The sequence below is a fragment of the Sphaerisporangium fuscum genome, assembly GCF_018531465.1.
GTDB lineage: Bacteria > Actinomycetota > Actinomycetes > Streptosporangiales > Streptosporangiaceae > Sphaerisporangium > Sphaerisporangium fuscum.
In genome coordinates this window covers 1-16,550 of the sequence record NZ_JAHDTF010000063.1, presented here as the reverse complement: position 1 = coordinate 16,550, position 16,550 = coordinate 1, and the positions used below count along the sequence as shown (strand labels likewise).

Sequence of the window (16,550 nt, the reverse complement as noted above, 5' to 3'; positions counted from 1 at the left end):
GCATCCTCCGGCTTCTTGCGCGCCACGGTGGCGTCCTCCAGGTCGATCTCCGTCGATGCCTGGATCACAGTACTCATCAGGGGTGTCCTCCATGATCAGGAGTTACACCGTTGTTCTTACAGTCCCCCACGACACGTCGACCTAACAAAGCACTACTAGGGCGAGCGGGTAGCAGGCCTCCTCAACCATGAGTGTCCTCGTGCCGATGGTGGCGTTACGCATCCCCTGCAGGAGGGTGTCGCAGGGAGCGATCTGCCGGTCTTGCGCGGCGACCTGGTTGGCCGAGCGCTGGGAAACTGAGTCGAGTTTCGTGGTGCCTTCCAGGCCGACCCGCTGTCAGGGCCATTGGCAGGCGTGTGCCGTGGGCCGGCGGGGGAGTGGCATCAACGCGGCAGGATCCTAGATCTAGACGCCGCGTAGTACGCGTCGTACAAGGCCCTGTTCATGCAAGACACGAGTAGCCCGCTGACGCTGCGGTGATCGTCGGGTGGATGACCTGCAAGACTGCTGGAGTGCAGGTTAGGTGGCAATGTTGAGGGGCAAGCGCTGACGTAATTTGGCTCTCGCCCCTCAACGGCGGCCCTGTTTCGCGCCTTAGACGGTGATACCGAAGATGGTCGCGATCATCCCGCGTACGGCTTGCAGCTGGCTGTCGTTGAGGTCGCCGACCTTACCTTTCAACCGGGCAGCCGCGACGGTGGAGATGCGGTCAATCATGGCGGCCTGGCCGTTTCCTATGTCGACGACGAACGCGGTCAGCGTGGTGGCCATGTCGGCGGGTTCGACATGGGCGGTGAGGACGTTGTCGCCGTACAGGGTGTGGTAGAAGTCCCCTGAGACGATCAGCCGGGTGTCTTCACGATCGCCGAGTTGTACGGCCCACAGTTCGCCGAAGCGATGATCGCTCACGCGGCCTCTTCCGCGCGTCGGATGTCCGCAGCCGCAGCGATGTCTTCAGCGGTGATGCGTTCGTCGGCTTCCTGGCCGGCGGCGGCAGCCGGACCGTAGAGAGCGGCACGGGCCCGCGGGTCGTGGGTGGCGGCGACCTCACGCAGGATCCCGCGCGAGACGACAGCCGAGACCGAGATGCCCTCGCGCTCGGCATGCTTGCGAGCCAGATCGAGCACCCACTCATCCAGTGTTATCGAGGTTCTGTCTTTCGCCATACCTCGAGTGTACGCTCGCAGTATTACTTTCGGTATGCGCTTGCCGGGACTACACCTTGATCGTACTGACGGGAGGCCCTCACTCGGTGGTGCAGGCAAGAACGCGCTCGCTCGAGCAGGTTCTCCATGTGCGATGTATCTGCAGATCGCAACGTCGATGCACTTGAGCTGGCCCACTCACCGTTCCCGCAGTGCCTCGGGTGATCCGTCGGCCAACTCGCCATCCTCGTCCCAGGTGAGTCCCAACAGCGCCTGAGGGCGGCCAGTCGTCCCCGCTCGCCTGGAAGGCGGAATATAAGCTGCTGTTACGTCTCGTCATCGATCGCGCACGGTAGGTCGGTCTTCAGGAGGGGATGACGACATGGGAACCGTATTGGCGTCACTTGCCGGCACACCACGCGACCTCAGACAGCGCGAACTCCAGCTCCGATATCAGCGGGTATGTGAGCTTTTCGAAGACCGGCGGGTTGAAATCGTCGACGGCGAGATTGTGATCAGGGAAGTGCCCACCCTTGATCACAACCAAGTGATCTTCCAGTTGCTCCTCCAGATCATGTTCTTCGTCGATCAACAAGGCTGGACGGCCTGTAACGACATCAAGGTCTTCCTCGGAGCGCAAATCGACAGATATAGGCCAGATATCACCGTGGTGCCGGCCAACCCGCGAATGTGGGACGCTGAGAACGTCTACGCACAGGAGACCCTCCTGGTCGTCGAAGTCGTCTCCCCAAGCTCACGAATCGATGATCACGTCGTGAAGCCGCGGAACTGCGCCAAGGCCGGAGTGCCGCTCTACCTGGTTATCGACACGGGGGAGCGGACAGCGCGACTCCTGAGCCATCCGGGGCAGACCGGCTACAGCCACGAGGTCGCTGTGGTGCTCGGAGACTCTTTGGTGCTCCCTGACCCATGGGATCTGAAGATCGACACTGCACGATTCGTGTCTTGAGTGACCTCGGTGGAACTGACCGACGAGGCGATCGCCCGCATCGAAGGGGACGATAAGGCGATCAATGCGATCTGTGTGCCGGACTTCGACCGTGCGCGGGCCGCCGCGCCGCGCTGAAGATGTTGACCGCCTTGCCGCTCCACCCGATGCGGGCCATGACCGGGCGCCTGGCGTCGATCTCCCTGACGATGGCCGCGTACGTCAGGTAGTTGAAGACGTAGCTGCCTGCGCTGATGCCGATCTTGCGGAACGCGGTCTGGTCGTTGGCCAGCGTCGCCTGGTTGTTCGGGCAGGTCGAGTCGATGCTGCGCTGGAAGGCCATGTTGCAGAACTGGTTCTGGCTGTAGTTGTAGCCGTAGTAGGCGGTGACGGAGGTGCCGGTGGCGGCCCAGCATGCCGACGTACACGCAGGCTGTCCCATCGGACAGGGTGGAGAAGAAGACGGGCATGTGGTCCTCGCCGAAGGCCGGGCCCGCGCCGGAGGCGGCGAACACGGACCGGTCACCGGGGCAGGTCCATGTCCAGGGGCGGTGACATGTCCTTCATGCCGTCGACGAACTCGTACAGCATGCGCGTGCCGCCATCCGCGCCTCTGCTGACCGTGATGACGACGCCCTGGCGCCGGTAGGTGCCCAGGAGCGGGGCGAGGTCGACGGCGGGCGGCTGCGCGGGCGGCCCGAACGCGGCGGGCATGGTGACCCCGGCCAGCTCGGCGAGCAGTTCACGGAACAGGCCGGCGTACAGCAGGCGGGCGCTGCCGCCGTTGGTCATCAGGACCAGGGCGAGCCCGGCGTGCGGGACGACGCGCAGGTAGGCGTACTGGCCGATGGCGGCGCCGTCGTGGCCGTAGCCGGGGACGCCGTCCCAGTCGTAGAGGGTCCAGGCCAGGCCCCAGCCGTCGGCGGAGACCGTCCACTTGTCGGGCACGTCGACCACGCGGCGCTGCATCGTGGCGACCGCCTGCGCCGACAGCACGCGGGTGCCGTCGGGGGCGAGGCCGCCGGCCAGGTGCATGCGGGCCAGGCGGGCCATGTCGCCGGCGGAGACGATGACCCTGCCGTAGGGGCCTGCGGAGCGCGGCATCAGGTCCCAGGCCGGGGAACACGCCGGATCACCGGGGTTTGCGGCTGATCGCGGCTCGCGGGTGGGTCAGGCCGAGGTGCGCGGCTGGCGGGTTGTTGCGGTGGTCACTCCACAGGACGCGCCAGCTGCAAGATCGCCATTCTCAAACACCCACATAGGGCGGCAGACGCCCCCAGTGCCACGGCGGCCCTCGGCGGTCGACACTGTGATCACCGTGTGTTATTAATCAACTACATAACATCTCTTACTGGGGAGCCATGCCACCTGCTTCACCATCGGCCGACCAGTCCGCGGGAAGGAGGGTCAGGGCAGCGGGGTGGCTGCCTCGACCCGGTTGAGGTGCACGATCACGTCGAAGGCCGCTCCCAGGGCCAGCGGCCGGTTGAACTGCTCGGGCATGTACGTGGCCGGGATGGTGAAGGTCGGACGGGCGGTGTCCAGCCACGCCCGGGTGGACGGAGTACGGCCGGCGCGGCGCAGGTCCACGTAGTAGTCGCGGTAGCGTACCCGGTCCAGGACGGCCTCGCTGCTGTCCGGGACAGGGGCGCCGGTGTCGAAGACTGCGATCTGGCCGGTCTTGGGGTCGATGGCGCGGAAGCGGCCGCTGTGGATGGTGGTGCCGATCGCCACATAGGAGGTGCCGGCCAGGGAGCGCAGGACGGCCCCCTGGGTGACCGGGTAATGGTCGGGCCAGGCCGAGACGTAGCCAATATGCCCGTTGTGCGCGGCCGCCACGATCTTGGTGCCGGTGTGGCGCTGCCACCACACGGCGTTGTCGGCCATGGCCTGGTCACGGTGACGGTGCAGGGCCGCGCCGTCCAGTGCGTACATGGTGGACATCTGGACGATGACGCGGGCCTCCTGCAGGACCCGCGGGCTCACCTTGCCGCTGTCATCCAGCAGGCGGTAGGCGGCCTGAGCGTCGCCGGCCAGGGCGGTGCGCTGCTCGGCCGGCAGTGCGGCCAGGGCGTTCATCCGTTCTTCCACACCGGCGGGCAGGGCCAGCAGGCCCGCGTAGCGGCGACGCAGTTCGGGCTCCAGCGACGGCTCGTGCTTCTCGGCCCAGGCGAGGATGCGCCGGTACTGCTCGGGATGGACGTCGCCGATATCGAATCCCATCACGCGCAGCTTGCGTGAGGCGGTGCGGTTGTAGTCGCGCATCCACTGATACAAGTCCATCCACTCCTGGGTCTTCCACGAGCCGTAGGACTGCTGGAACTCCTCGGCCATGATCGTGCGCAGGTCGCCCTTGCCGGTGCGCACGTACGCGTCCAGGCGGACGCCGGCCGACCAGGTCGCCTCCAGCGCCAGCGTGGTGAAGCCCTGGGTTTGCACCAGATGCCGGAACATCCGGTGCCGCAGCGTGAACAGCTCCTTCGAGCCGTGCGTGACCTCGCCGATCCCCACGATGGTGGCGCCCTTGGTCATCGCCGACAACGCCCGCAGGTCGCGGGACGGGCCGCCCGGGACGGTGCTGCGCAGTTCCTGGGCGTGGCGCTCCAGGTTCGCCACCACCCCCTCTTGACCGACGGCGACGGCCGCCGTGGCAACGCCGGCGGGGGCGGGGGCAGGGGTGGCGAATGCCGGAGCGCTCACGCTCGCGAGACAGGCCGCCAGCGCCAGGGTGACCGGCACGGTACGACGCAGAGTGTTGCTCGCCAAGACAGATCCTTACGTTGGGTGTCGGATGAAGCAATCACCAACGTAGGGATGGGCGCAGGCGGTTTCGATCCCGCCCGCTGGCCGGTCGATGGTGGTGCTGGCTACCGCACGCCGCCTGCGGCCCAGCTCACAAGGCCGTTTCCCAGAGGCCGGGTGTCAGAGGCCGGCTTCAGGCGCCGAGGTAGCGCAGCACGGCGGCGACCCTGCGGTCCACGCGGTCGCTGGGAGCCAGGCCGAGCTTGGCGAAGATGTTGCGGATGTGCTTGTGCACCGCTCCCTCGGTGATCACCATCTTGTCGGCGATGGCCAGGTTGCCCAGTCCTTCGGCCATCAGCGCGAGCACCTCGCGTTCGCGCGGGGTGAACTCCTCCAGGGGGTCGCGGCGGCGGGTGAACAGCTGGGCCACCACGTCCGGGTCGATGGCGGTGCCGCCGCCGGCGACCCGGTTCAGCGCCTCAAGGAACTGCTCGACCTTGCCGACCCGCTCCTTGAGCAGATAGCCGACCCCGTGCGTGCCGTCGGCCAGCAGGTCGGTCGCGAACGCCTGCTCGACATGCGCCGACAGCACCAGTACCCCCAGGCCCGGCTGCAGGCGCTTGGCCGCCACGGCCGCCCGGATGCCCTCGTCGGTGTGGGTGGGCGGCATGCGCACATCCACCACCGCCACATCGGGCCGGTGCTCTTCGACCGCGGCCAGAAACCCCTCGAGGTCGCTCGCGGCCGCGGCCACCTCGATGCCCTCCCCGCTCAGCAGCAGCACCAGGCCCTCGCGCAGCAGCGCGTCATCCTCAGCGATCACGACTCGCACGGCAGTTCCACCTCGATCACAGTCGGCCCCCCATCGGGGCTGGTCAGGGTCATCGTTCCGTCATGGGCCTCGACGCGGCGGCGGACCCCGGCCAGCCCGGTGCCCGCGCCATCGCGGGCGCCGCCCTTGCCGTCGTCACGCACCTGGACGCGCAGTAACGGGCCTACACGTTCAACGACGACCTCCACGTGCTGGGCGCCGCTGTGCTTGCCCACGTTGGTCAGCGCCTCGGCCACGGTGAAGTAGGCGGCGCTCTCCACCGACAACGGCACCACGGCGAGTTCACCCACCCGCACGCGACAGGGCACCGAGCATCCGGCGGCCAGCGCGTCCAGCGCGCCGGCCAGCCCCTTGTCCTCCAGGACCGGCGGCAAGATCGCGCGCACCACGCCGCGCAGCTCCGCCAGCGCCTGCTCGGCCGCGCTCCTGGCACGTTCCAGTGCGTGCGCGGCCCGAGCGGGATCGCGCTGCAGAGCACGCTCGGCCGCGGCCACCGTGACCACGACCGCGTTCAGCCGGTTCTGCGCGCCGTCGTGCAGGGCCCGCTCGATCCGGCGCAGCTCGACGGCATGCGCGCGCAGCGCCCCCGCGCGGGTCACGGTTAGCTGCGCGATGCGCTGCGACGAGTCGATCGAGGCGTGCGGCACCAGCAGTTTCCTGGCGGGCAGCGCCTGCAGGCGCGCCAGCACAGGGAAGAGACGGACCAGGGCGGCCAAGACGGCCAGGCCGATCACCGAGGTGGCGATCGCGCCCGGCCAGGTGGTGACCGGGAAGCCGAAGTTGGTGAGCTGATCCTCGCGCGGCAGCAACTGCCAGTAGAGCGGGTAAGTGAGTTCCCGCAGCACCGCCACCGGCATGACCAGCCCGAACAGGCCGCACGCCGGGCCCACCACGGCGTAGACGGCCAGCCAGCCCAGGTCGCGCAAGGTCGCCGGGTCGGCATGGGCCGCCCGCATCCTGGCCGCCCAGCCTCTGGGCAGCTGCTCGGCAGGCAGCCGGTACGGGCTGACGATCTCGACACCCGCGCCGGCCAGGCGCCTGCGTTCCCACTCGGCCGCGCCCCTGGTCATCCCGATCATCGCCGGCACCAGCGCCAGCCCGACCCCGACCAGGCTCAACGCGGCCACCACCAGCCAGCACAGCGCGACGACGACGGCCATGAACGCGGTGCCCAGCCCTCCGGCCAGCCGTTCCAGACCTTCAAGAATTCCCCGCATCACTAGGGTCATAGTAGGTGAAAGGGGACACGGCTTGCTCCAGCCCGCTATACCACGGCCAGCAGGTGATATGTGGCCCGGCGGTCCGACCGAGGGAGCCGATGAGCGTGGGCAGCGGCGGCAGGAAGAGCGGAGCGTCGGTGAAGGTGAGGTGTGCCGAACCGGGGACGGTGAGCCGGTAGCTCGTCTTTGTGCTGAGCTGGAGCACCCGCGTGAGGCGAGGGATGTAGTCCGGCTCCTCGCCCGGCTTCACGTCGTGGGTGAGCGCGAGCACTGGCTGGTTGAACGGTTGCGGTGCGGGGTCTCGCGGGAAGCCGTCCATGTCGATGACGGCTGCGAACCGGGGGTCCTGGCGGGCGGCCTGCAGGGCGGCGGCGCCCCCGAGGGAGTGGCCGGTCGCCGCGGCCCGGTGGACGTCGAGCCGCCCGGTCAGGAGGCCCGGGATCTCACCGCGGTCCAGGCGGCCGAGCTGGGTGAGGACGAAGCTGAGGTCGGCGGCCCTGACCGCCGTCCAGCCGGTCGCGAGCCGTCTGTCCTCCTCGTCGTCACCGGTGGCCACGACCCGTGTGCGAATGGTGCGTCCATCGTCGAGCACGACGGCGGCGGAGTCGTACGCGTGGTCGAGGGCCGCGACGATGTAGCCGCGGCCGGCCAGTTCCTCCGCCCACGCGGTGTTCTGGGTGCGCACGCCTCCAAGCCCGGAGAGAACAGCACAATCGGGAACCGCCCGGCCGCCGAGGGCGCGTCGTACACGGCGGCGGCGCGGGCCCGGACCGTGTCGTCGAGCAGGAAGGCGGGCACGCCGATGTAGCCGGTCAGGCCGTCGGCGACCGTACGCGCCTCCCGCCCGGTGCGGCCGAGATACCGGGCGGGAGGACCGGCCGTGCCCTTGGGCGCGGGGTACCACATTGGACCAGGACCGTGCGGTGGTCGCCGGACTCATCGGTGGCGGGCTCCGGGCGAGAGGCGTCGGTCCACTGCATCACAGCGGTGCCCACCGCGTACGGGCCGGACGGCCCGGGGAACACGGGCACGGGCACCGCCCAGGCGGCGGCCGCGCTCGCACAAACCAGGCCGAGGCAGACCACGACTCCCGGCAGGGCGAGCCACCGTCTCACCCGCCGCGCCGGGCGTCGGGCGAGCACGGGCACGGCGAACGCGAGCGCGACCAGGACGCCGGCGAGCGCGGGCGCCATCTGCCAGCGCAACCCGCGCACGCTCAGCACGATCCCGGACAGGGCGACGACCGCGGCCGCGGCGAGCGCGACCGGCTGCCGGGCTCGGGGCGGGCACCACCGCGACGACAGCAGGCCGGCTACGCCCAGCAGAAGCAGGATCTCCAGGGGTGACATGATCCCCGCGATGGTCTCGATCACGCGGCCAATCGTTGATCATGCAGGCCGCTCGCGCGTCCCCCTGGAGTTCCCGCTTCCGTACGACCGCAGTCGCATCATCGTGCCGACGGTAGTCCCGGAGTCTGATCGCATCGACCTAAGGGTGACCACGAACGTTCGCCGGGTCGGTCAGGCGGCTTCGTTGGCAGGGCGTCCCCGGCGGCGTGGCGGGCGTTGGTGTTGTGCCGGCGCAGGTAGGCCCGCAGTTTGCGGGCCGGCAGGTGTGGTAGGCGGGCCGTTCCTTTCTGCCGGCGTCGCCGGTCTTGCCGTCGAGTTCGGCGCGCAGCGCCTTCAGTTCGGCCCGCAGCGTCTTCAGCTCGGCTCTGTCCTCTTCGGCCTGCGGCTCAAGGCGAGCCGCGCGGGCCGATGCCTGTTCAGCGTGGGTGGTGACTGCGGCGATCTGGTCCTGGTAGACGGTGTGGCGCGGCCACCTGCCGCTCGGCGTCGGTACGCGCCCGCTCGGCAACTTGATCGGCCTGCTGGGCGTGACGCTCGGCGGCCTGGACGCGCTGTTCGGCCTGCGCGATCGCGCGGTCCCGGTCGGCCTCGGCCGCCTGTGCGCCCTGGGCAGCGGTGCGGGCCTGTTCGCGGGCCAGCGCCAGCTCGCCGTCCCGGGTGACCAGTGCGTCTGCAGGTCGGCGATCCGCCGGTCCTGCTCGCCCAGCCGCGCGGCCGTCTCTTCGCGTTCGGCGGCGACCGCCCGCTGCACCGCCTCCAGCTCACTGGCCATCCGGTCGCGGGCCGCCTCGGCGCCGCTGGCGTGCTGTTCGGCCTTGCCGCGTTCACACTCGTGCTCCGCGACCAGCTGCCAAGCCTGTTCCTGAACGCGCTCGGCCTCGGCCCGCGCCTGCCGGGCCTGTTGTTCCGCAGCGGTGCGCCGGGGCCTGTCCCGCTGCGCAGCGCGATGCACGGGTGGGCCCGGGTGATCTTCCATCCGGAACCGGCGCTCGCCCTCCTCGACGGCGGCAAGCGTGACTTCCCCTACGAAGAAGGGCTGCCCGAACCGCAACTGGTGCGCGGCGGAGGGCCGCTGCGCGGAAGGCCCAAGGTCACCGCGCTCAACGACCAGCACACCTTCCTGCGCGACGCGGCGGTCTCCGTCGGCGACGCCGTACGCCTGGGCCTGTCCCACCCCTGCACCGCTTTCGACAAGTGGACCTTGATCCCCGTCCTCGACGACGCCGACGCCCCCACCCCCGCGTGATCGACCTGGTGAGAACCTTCTTCTGACCAGCAGGACGCATGGCACCAAGCCCGGTCACCTGAGGGCGGACGGGGCGATGTCGAGGGCGTCGATCGACACGGCGGGGTGGAAGGTCAGGAAGGGCCGCTCGTCGGCGTCGTCCAGGTCGGTCGTGACGAACCGTTCGGGTGAAGATCCCGGGCGTACGACCCGGCCGCCGGCGATGGCGAGGTAGGCGCTGAAGTTCCCCCTGGTGAAGCGGCGCTCGCTTCCGGTCGGGACGTCGATCGCGATGAGGGGGCTCTCGTCGTCGGGCTCCGGGTAGACGATGAGTTCCCGGTCGGACCTCCAGACGGAGTGCGGTCCGGGAAGGGCGACCCGTTCCTCGTGGACGCCGATCGCCTTGCCGGAGAGGTCGAGGACGACGGTGGTGAGGACGTCGTCCAGCGTCAGGTACGTGGCGGCGAGGAGTCGCCCGTCGGGGGACCAGCTGATCGAGGCCTCCTCCCAGTAGCCCTCGGCCGACCAGAGCGGCTGCCGGGCGCCGGTGGCGGTCTCGATCAGGGTGATGCCAGCGATCTCGTCGCCCACACCGGGGATTCCGGGCCCGTTCGACAGGTCGGCCAGGACGGCGATCCGCGTGCCGTCGGGTGAGAGCGCCGCCCGCATGAAATCGTCCGAGGCGAACTCCTGCCGCGCTCCGGTGGCGAGGGCGTGCAGCACCACCCGCATGGGTCCCGCGCCGTCGTCCTGCCGCGCCAGGAACACCAGCCGGGTCCCGTCGGACGACAGCGACACCGTCTCCCGAGACAGATGCTCCGGGAGCCCCGGGACGATCACGAACTCGTCGCTGTCGGCGTCCAGCACGACCACGGCGTTCCGATCGAACCCCTGAACAGCGACCACCATCCGAGCCGCTCGCACCGGCCGCGAAGCCAGCGCGTCGAATGCGATCTCCCACGACCGGTCGACGACCACGGTACCTCCCAAGAGCGGATCCGGACCGCAGCCTAGTGAACGATCACTGAACGTGGCGATTCAAGATCTGTCGCTAACGGATCTTCTGGTGTACCGTTCCCCGCCGCGATCCTTTACGTTCCTTTTATACGGGGTGAGTACGTGCGGCGCTTATGCGTGATCATGGCGGGTGTGCTGGTGGCGTCGCTGCTGGTCGCCGTCCCAGACCCACCATTCATGGCCAGACTGGCGGCAGCAGCCGCCCGAGTCGCGGCGACCTGTCCCCCGAACAGCGACAGCTGGGCGAACGGCGCCAGCGGCAAGAAGGAGTGCGTGTTCAACCGCATGTACTCCACACGCCGCCGGATCAAGACGGACTGCCTGGTCAGCCGTCCCCCGCTCGGTACCCACATCTACCAAACGCCTCAAGAGTGCAGCCCGTCGGGCGGCATCGAGGCCATCGGGCAGGCACGGGCCATCAAGTACCTGAACGACCTCCTCGGCGGCTCGCCGCCGCCCACCCAGCCCGGCGGGATCATCCATCCGAACCTCCAGTGGGAGACGTCCCTCCGCGGTGGCGCCGACCGGCCTGACATCGTCTACTACGACCGCGTCGGCGTCAGCTTCGCCGAGGTGATCGAGGCCAAGGTCAAGGGCAACCCGGACTATGAGGGCTGGGCACGCCAGGTCGGCCGGTACGTCACGGCGATCGCCGCCAACGGCGTCAACGGCGTCCGCGCCGGGTCGGCGCTCGGCGGCTACGAGGACTGGTTCCAGGTCTACAACAAGAACAAATCATGCAAGGTCAACGGCAAGGACGGGTACCAGCTGTCCACCTACCTGGCCACCTCGCCGACCTCCGGTCTCCTGGACATCCGGGAGGTGAAGAAGGAGCGCAAGTGCGAGGAGCAGAAGCGGACGCCGAGTCCTAACAGCCCGCCCGCCAAGATCCCGGTCGTGGACGAGGACGACGACGATTTCAAGTGGGACCCGCCGGACTACCTGCTCCCGCTGATCAGGGTCATCCGGACCACCGGCCCGAGCACGCTCGCCGGGGACGTCGGCGCCTACGGCAGCGTCGAGGCCGCCGCGGCCGCGCTGACCGCCGAGGTCGAACTGTTCCTCGCCAGCCAGGCGGGCAGGGCGTTCCTGATCGACGCCGGATTCGCCACCATCGAGATGGCGCTGGGGATCGGCATAGTGGCGCTGGTCGGCCTCATCCTGTGGTGGTATTTCACCCATCACGGCAGCCTGGTGAAGGGCGAACCGCACTTCACCACTCCGGACGGCCTGGGCTACGACCTGCAGTCCGTCGGCGAGTTCATTCTCGCCCAGTCCGACAAGTGGGACCTGGAGATCCAGGGCCGGCTCAGCCCCGCCAGCGGCGGCCGGGACGTGTCGGTGATGTTCGACGCAGCGATGGAGGCCGGTGACCACCTGGTCGAGTTCCACGAGAACGACCTGTACATCGACAACCAGAAGCGCACACTCGACACCGACAAGCTCCTCTACCTGGGCAAGAACGCGTTCATCCTGCGCAAGGACGACAAGTGGGCCGTCATGTTCGACGGCATCGCAGGCCCCGCCCTGTCCTGGAGGCGAGGCGCCGCCAGCCTCTACGTGCCGCCGACCCCCGACAGTGACCTCGTGGGCCTGCTCGGCAACGCCGACGGCAACCCGAAGAACGACCTGCGTCTGCGGGACGGCACCCAGCTGCCCGCCAACGCCTCGCCGACCGTGCTGCACAGCAGCTTCGCCGACTCCTGGCGCATCAGCGACGACGAGTCGCTGTTCACCTACGGTCCGGGCCAGAGCACCGCGACCTTCACGAACAAGAACTTCCCGGCCAGCATCGTCTCGGTCGCCGACCTGACGCCCGAGCAGGTCCAGCTGGCGACCACGCAGTGTGAGGCGAACGGCGTCCCGGCGGGCCTCCAGTTCAACGACTGCATCCTGGACATCGCGCTCACCGCGGACACTTCGTTTGCGAAGGCCGCCGCCGAGCAGACGAAAATCGTCCTCGACCCGACGGCGCAGGCCGTCAACGAGGACGGGGACCTGGCGATCGACTTCCAGGGGGCGCTCAGCTCGAACGTGCGGCCGTCGCGGGTGTCGACCGATCCGGCGGTGAGCACGTTCGCCGGGCCGTTCACCGGGACCGACTCCTACCGGTTCTTCGCGCAGTCGCTGCCGTCCCACAAGAGCGGGAAGCTGAGCTTCGACCTGCTGGCCGTCGGCGACTGGGCGTCCGACACCGATATCGAGACGGTGCAGGTCGAGACCGACCGCGGCGAACCGTACACGATCACCCCGAGTACGCTGACGCCTGCCGCGACCGGGAAACTGGCGACCGGCCTGCCGTGGGCCAGGTACCGGATCACGGTGCCGTTCACCCACAACAAGAGCCAGATCGAGTTCAAGACCACGGCCACCGGGGTGGCGGGCATCTCGAACCAGGCGTTCGGGATCGACAACGTCAACCTCGACCTGGAGGTCACGCCGCCGCAGACGTTCGCGGTGTCGCTGCCGTTCACGGCCTCGGACGGCGTCCCGGCCGCAGGGGCGGGCAACCTGGAGACCGAGGTCGCGCGCGACGAGTACCAGTTCACGCTGGGCCAGCCGGGTTCGATCTTCGTCGACGCTCAGGAGTGCCCGGGGCTCTGGTTCAACTGGGAGCTGTTCAACGCCGCGGGCGCGACCGTCGCCTCCAACTCTCTGTGCGGTGCCAAGCGCCTCGACGGCCTTGCCGCGGGCGCGTACCGGCTGCGGGTTTCGCCGCACGAGGACGAGTTCGGCGCCTACAAGCTCAGCGTGAGCACGATCGCTCCCGACGTCGTCAAGACCGCGGTGATCGGCGGGCCGAAGGTGTCGCTGGCGACCACCGAGCCGGGCCAGTACGGCACCTGGACGTTCCCCGGGACGGCCGGCCAGAAGGTCTCCTTCGAGTTCACCGACGGCACCCTGAGTTCGAGCACCGACGCCACCCTGCGGGTGAAGCGACCCGACGGGGCCGTCATAGCGTCGCAGAGTTGCGGCAAGACCTGCTTCATCGACACCGAGACCCTGCCCGCCACGGGCACCTACTCGGTGGTATGGGATCCGAAGGACGCCAAGACCGGGTCGATCGCGCTGCAACTGTTCGAGGTGACCGACCTCACCGGGACGGTCGCGCTCGGAGCGCCCTCCACCCTGACGGCCACGGTTCCCGGACAGGACGCGTACTGGTCGTTCGCCGGGAAGGCCGGGCAGCGGATCGCGTTCGGGATCAGCGGGCTGACCGCCTCCGCCTACGCCTCGATCCGCAAACCGGACGGAACGCCACTGTACGGCTCCACCTACTGCTCGACGGCCTGCGCCTTCGACACCGTCACGCTTCCCTCGGACGGCACCTACACGATCGTCGTCGATCCGACCGACGCGCGGCCGGGGCCGATGACGGCAGGGGTGACCGCGGGCGATGTCACCGGCTCCGTGACCGTCGGCGGGGCACCGGTCAAGCTCACCACCACCGGGCCGGGACAGAACGCCATGTGGTCGTTCGCCGGGACGGCGGGGCAGCGGATCGCGTTCGCCCTCACCGACGGGACGTGGGACGGCAACGGGTACGCGCGCGCGTCGGTGCGCAACCCGGACGGAACGGACCTGTTCAAGCCGACCTACTGCAAGGACTCGTGCACGTTCGACCCGGTCACGCTGACGGCGACCGGGACGTACACGGTGGTCGCCGACCCGTACGGAACGGCCACGGGGTCGATCTCCGCGCAGGTCACCGCGGGCGATGTCACCGGCTCTGTGACCGTCGGCGGGGCACCGGTCAAGCTCACCACCACCGGGCCGGGACAGAACGCCACCTGGTCGTTCGCCGGGAAGGCCGGGCAGCGGATCGCGTTCGTCCTGACGGACGGGTCGTTCGGCAGCGGCGGGTACGCGCGCGCGTCGGTGCGCAACCCGGACGGGACGGAGCTGTTCAAGCCGACCTACTGCCAACCGTCGTGCGCGTTCGACACCTCCACGCTGCCGGCGACCGGGACGTACACGGTGGTCGCCGACCCGTACGGAACGGCCACGGGGTCGATCTCCGCGCAGGTCGTCGAGGGCGACGTCACCGCGACGCTCACACCGGGCGGCGCCCCGGTCAAGCTGACCAGCGGGCCGGGACAGAACCCGACCTGGTCCTTGGCAGGAAAGGCCGGGCAGCGGATCTCGATCACGGTCTCGGACGTGACGTTCGCCAGCGCCCAGGCGTCGGTGCTCGGACCGGACGGCTCGGTCTTCCTGCCGAAGAAGTTCTGCTCCACCTCCTGTTTCTTCGACGCGACCGTGCTGCCGGTGGACGGCACCTACCAGGTGGTGGTCGACCCGTCCGGCATCTACACCGGCTCGGTCTCCGCACAGGCGACTCTCGTGGCGCAGGACGTGGCGGCGCAGGTCACCGTCGGCGGAACGGCGTCCACGCTGACGACCACGACCGCCGGACAGCACGGTGTGTGGACGTTCACCGGGACCGAGGGCCAGCAGGTGTCGTTCAACCTCACGGGTTCGACGTTCACCTCCAGCATCGATGCCAAGGTCAAGGTCAAGAAGCCGGACGGCACCGACCTGATCGCCGACACCCGCTGCGGCACCAACTGCCTGCTCGAGCCGACTGTGCTGCCGGTGACCGGTCCCTACACGGTCGAGCTGAGCCCGCAGAACGGCAAGACGGGCTCGCTGACCCTGCAGCTCCACTCGGTCACCCACCTGGCCGACACCGTCATCGTCGGAGGGGCCGCTTCCAGCCTCACCACGACGACACCGGGCCAGAACGGAACCTGGTCGTTCTCGGGGACCGCGGGGCAGCTGGTCTCGTTCAACTTCACGGACGCGAGTTTCGCCGGTTCGTCCGATGCCCGGGTGTCAGTGAAGAAGCCCGACGGCTCGGTGCTGGTGGCGGCCACCTACTGCGGCCGTAACTGCTTGCTGGGGCCGGTGGCTCTTCCGACCGCGGGCACCTACACGGTGGAATTCGACCCGCAGAACGAGAAGGTCGGAAAGCTGACCGCGCGGCTCTACTCGGTCACCCACCTGAGCGGCACCGTCACCGTCGGCGGGGCCGCTTCCAGCCTCACCACGACGACACCGGGCCAGAACGGAACCTGGTCGTTCTCGGGGACCGCGGGGCAGCTGGTCTCGTTCAACTTCACGGACGCGAGTTTCGCCGGCGCGATCGATGCCCGGGTGACGGTGAAGAAGCCCGACGGCTCGGTGCTGGTGGCGGCCACCTACTGCGGCCGTAACTGCTTCCTGGAGCCGGTGGCCCTTCCGACCGCGGGCACCTACACGGTGGAATTCGACCCGCAGAACGAGAAGGTCGGAAAGCTGACCGCGCGGCTCTACTCGGTCACCCACCTGACCGGCACCGTCACCCTCGGCGGGGCCGCCTCCACCTTGACCACCACGACCCCAGGCCAGAACGGAACCTGGACCTTCTCCGGCACCTCGGGCCGGCTCGTCTCGTTCAACTTCACCGACGCCGACTTCGCCAACAGCACCGGCGCCCAGGTGACGGTGAAGAAGCCCGACGGCACCGTGCTGGTGGCGGCCACCTACTGCGGCCGTAACTGCTTCCTCGATTCGGTGGCCCTCCCGGCCACCGGCACCTACACCGTCGAGTTCAACCCGCGAGAGGAGCAGGTCGGCAAGCTGACGCTGAAGACCTACTCGGTCACCGACCTCTCCCCGACGAGCATCACCATCGGCGGCGCCACCTCCACCCTGACCACCACGACCCCAGGCCAGAACGGAACCTGGACCTTCAACGGCACCGCCAACCAGAAGGTCACCTTCACCTTCACCAACGCCAGTTTCGCCAGCTCCATCGACGCCCAGGTATCGGTGAAGAAGCCCGACGGCACGGTGCTGGTCAACCCCACCTACTGCGGACGCAACTGCACGATCTCCGCGACGACTCTGCCCACCACGGGCACCTACACCATCCTCTTCAACCCGCTGTCCGAAAAGACGGGCTCCCTGACCGTCAAACTCGCCCTCGCGAGCTAGATCGGGACATGCCGCGCCGGCGGCGGGGGGGGGGGGGGGGTCAGACCCCCAAAACCCCCCCCCGGGGCGGGGGGGGGCCCGGGCGGGGAGAA

General features: G+C 69.0%; 13 protein-coding genes. 3 read left to right on the top strand and 10 right to left on the bottom strand.

Features of this window, described 5'->3' with window-relative positions; translation table 11 throughout:
* Positions 1 to 594: 594 nt before the first annotated feature.
* Together KIK05_RS45465 and KIK05_RS45460 are read right to left on the bottom strand one after the other, a co-directional pair.
* Positions 595 to 909 (bottom strand): type II toxin-antitoxin system PemK/MazF family toxin, encoded by a 315-nt coding sequence (locus KIK05_RS45465; RefSeq protein WP_214417162.1) that lies wholly within the window; start codon positions 907 to 909, stop codon positions 595 to 597.
* A complete protein-coding gene (locus tag KIK05_RS45460) occupies positions 906 to 1,166 on the bottom strand; it encodes a hypothetical protein (protein WP_214417161.1) in 261 nt (86 codons plus the stop codon). The genes KIK05_RS45465 and KIK05_RS45460 overlap by 4 nt, the downstream gene beginning before the upstream one ends.
* A gap of 361 nt (positions 1,167 to 1,527) precedes the next feature.
* Here KIK05_RS45460 and KIK05_RS45455 point away from each other — a divergent pair, with 361 nt between their 5' ends.
* Positions 1,528 to 2,115: a Uma2 family endonuclease gene (locus KIK05_RS45455; protein WP_214417160.1), complete on the top strand. Its 588-nt coding sequence runs from the start codon at positions 1,528 to 1,530 to the stop codon at positions 2,113 to 2,115.
* 61 nt (positions 2,116 to 2,176) lie between these two features.
* Here KIK05_RS45455 and KIK05_RS47850 read toward each other — a convergent pair whose 3' ends face one another.
* The 7 genes from KIK05_RS47850 to KIK05_RS49345 all read right to left on the bottom strand — a co-directional run bounded on the left by KIK05_RS47850 (position 2,177) and on the right by KIK05_RS49345 (position 8,261).
* The gene (locus KIK05_RS47850) at positions 2,177 to 2,536 is read right to left on the bottom strand and encodes a papain-like cysteine protease family protein (RefSeq protein WP_250564553.1); all 360 of its coding nucleotides are present in this window, start codon (positions 2,534 to 2,536) and stop codon (positions 2,177 to 2,179) included.
* 80 nt (positions 2,537 to 2,616) lie between these two features.
* On the bottom strand, positions 2,617 to 3,198 hold the full coding sequence (locus KIK05_RS47845) for a serine hydrolase domain-containing protein (RefSeq protein WP_250564552.1): 582 nt from the start codon (positions 3,196 to 3,198) through the stop codon (positions 2,617 to 2,619).
* A 303-nt stretch (positions 3,199 to 3,501) separates the two neighbouring features.
* A complete protein-coding gene (locus KIK05_RS45445; RefSeq protein WP_214417159.1) occupies positions 3,502 to 4,860 on the bottom strand; it encodes an erythromycin esterase family protein in 1,359 nt (452 codons plus the stop codon).
* 169 nt (positions 4,861 to 5,029) lie between these two features.
* Positions 5,030 to 5,668, bottom strand: a complete 639-nt coding sequence (locus KIK05_RS45440; protein WP_214417158.1) for a response regulator transcription factor — start codon at positions 5,666 to 5,668, stop codon at positions 5,030 to 5,032.
* Complete coding sequence (locus KIK05_RS45435; protein ID WP_250564551.1) at positions 5,656 to 6,885, bottom strand: sensor histidine kinase; 1,230 nt, start codon at positions 6,883 to 6,885, stop codon at positions 5,656 to 5,658. The genes KIK05_RS45440 and KIK05_RS45435 overlap by 13 nt, the downstream gene beginning before the upstream one ends.
* Positions 6,869 to 7,573, bottom strand: coding sequence for an alpha/beta hydrolase (locus tag KIK05_RS45430; RefSeq protein WP_214417156.1), 705 nt, complete (start codon positions 7,571 to 7,573; stop codon positions 6,869 to 6,871). Before KIK05_RS45430 ends, KIK05_RS45435 begins: the two co-directional genes overlap by 17 nt.
* 127 nt (positions 7,574 to 7,700) lie before the next feature.
* The gene (locus tag KIK05_RS49345; RefSeq protein WP_214417155.1) at positions 7,701 to 8,261 is read right to left on the bottom strand and encodes a hypothetical protein; all 561 of its coding nucleotides are present in this window, start codon (positions 8,259 to 8,261) and stop codon (positions 7,701 to 7,703) included.
* Positions 8,262 to 8,901: 640 nt separating this feature from the next.
* On the opposite strand from KIK05_RS49345, the gene KIK05_RS45420 reads away from it, so the two are divergent.
* Positions 8,902 to 9,483, top strand: a complete 582-nt coding sequence (locus tag KIK05_RS45420) for a type III PLP-dependent enzyme domain-containing protein (RefSeq protein ID WP_214417154.1) — start codon at positions 8,902 to 8,904, stop codon at positions 9,481 to 9,483.
* Positions 9,484 to 9,537: 54 nt separating this feature from the next.
* On the opposite strand, the gene KIK05_RS45415 is transcribed toward KIK05_RS45420, so the two are convergent.
* Positions 9,538 to 10,371, bottom strand: a complete 834-nt coding sequence (locus KIK05_RS45415; RefSeq protein WP_214417153.1) for a TolB-like translocation protein — start codon at positions 10,369 to 10,371, stop codon at positions 9,538 to 9,540.
* 210 nt (positions 10,372 to 10,581) lie between these two features.
* Here KIK05_RS45415 and KIK05_RS45410 point away from each other — a divergent pair, with 210 nt between their 5' ends.
* On the top strand, positions 10,582 to 16,458 hold the full coding sequence (locus KIK05_RS45410; RefSeq protein WP_214417152.1) for a VWD domain-containing protein: 5,877 nt from the start codon (positions 10,582 to 10,584) through the stop codon (positions 16,456 to 16,458).
* Positions 16,459 to 16,550 lie beyond the last annotated feature (92 nt).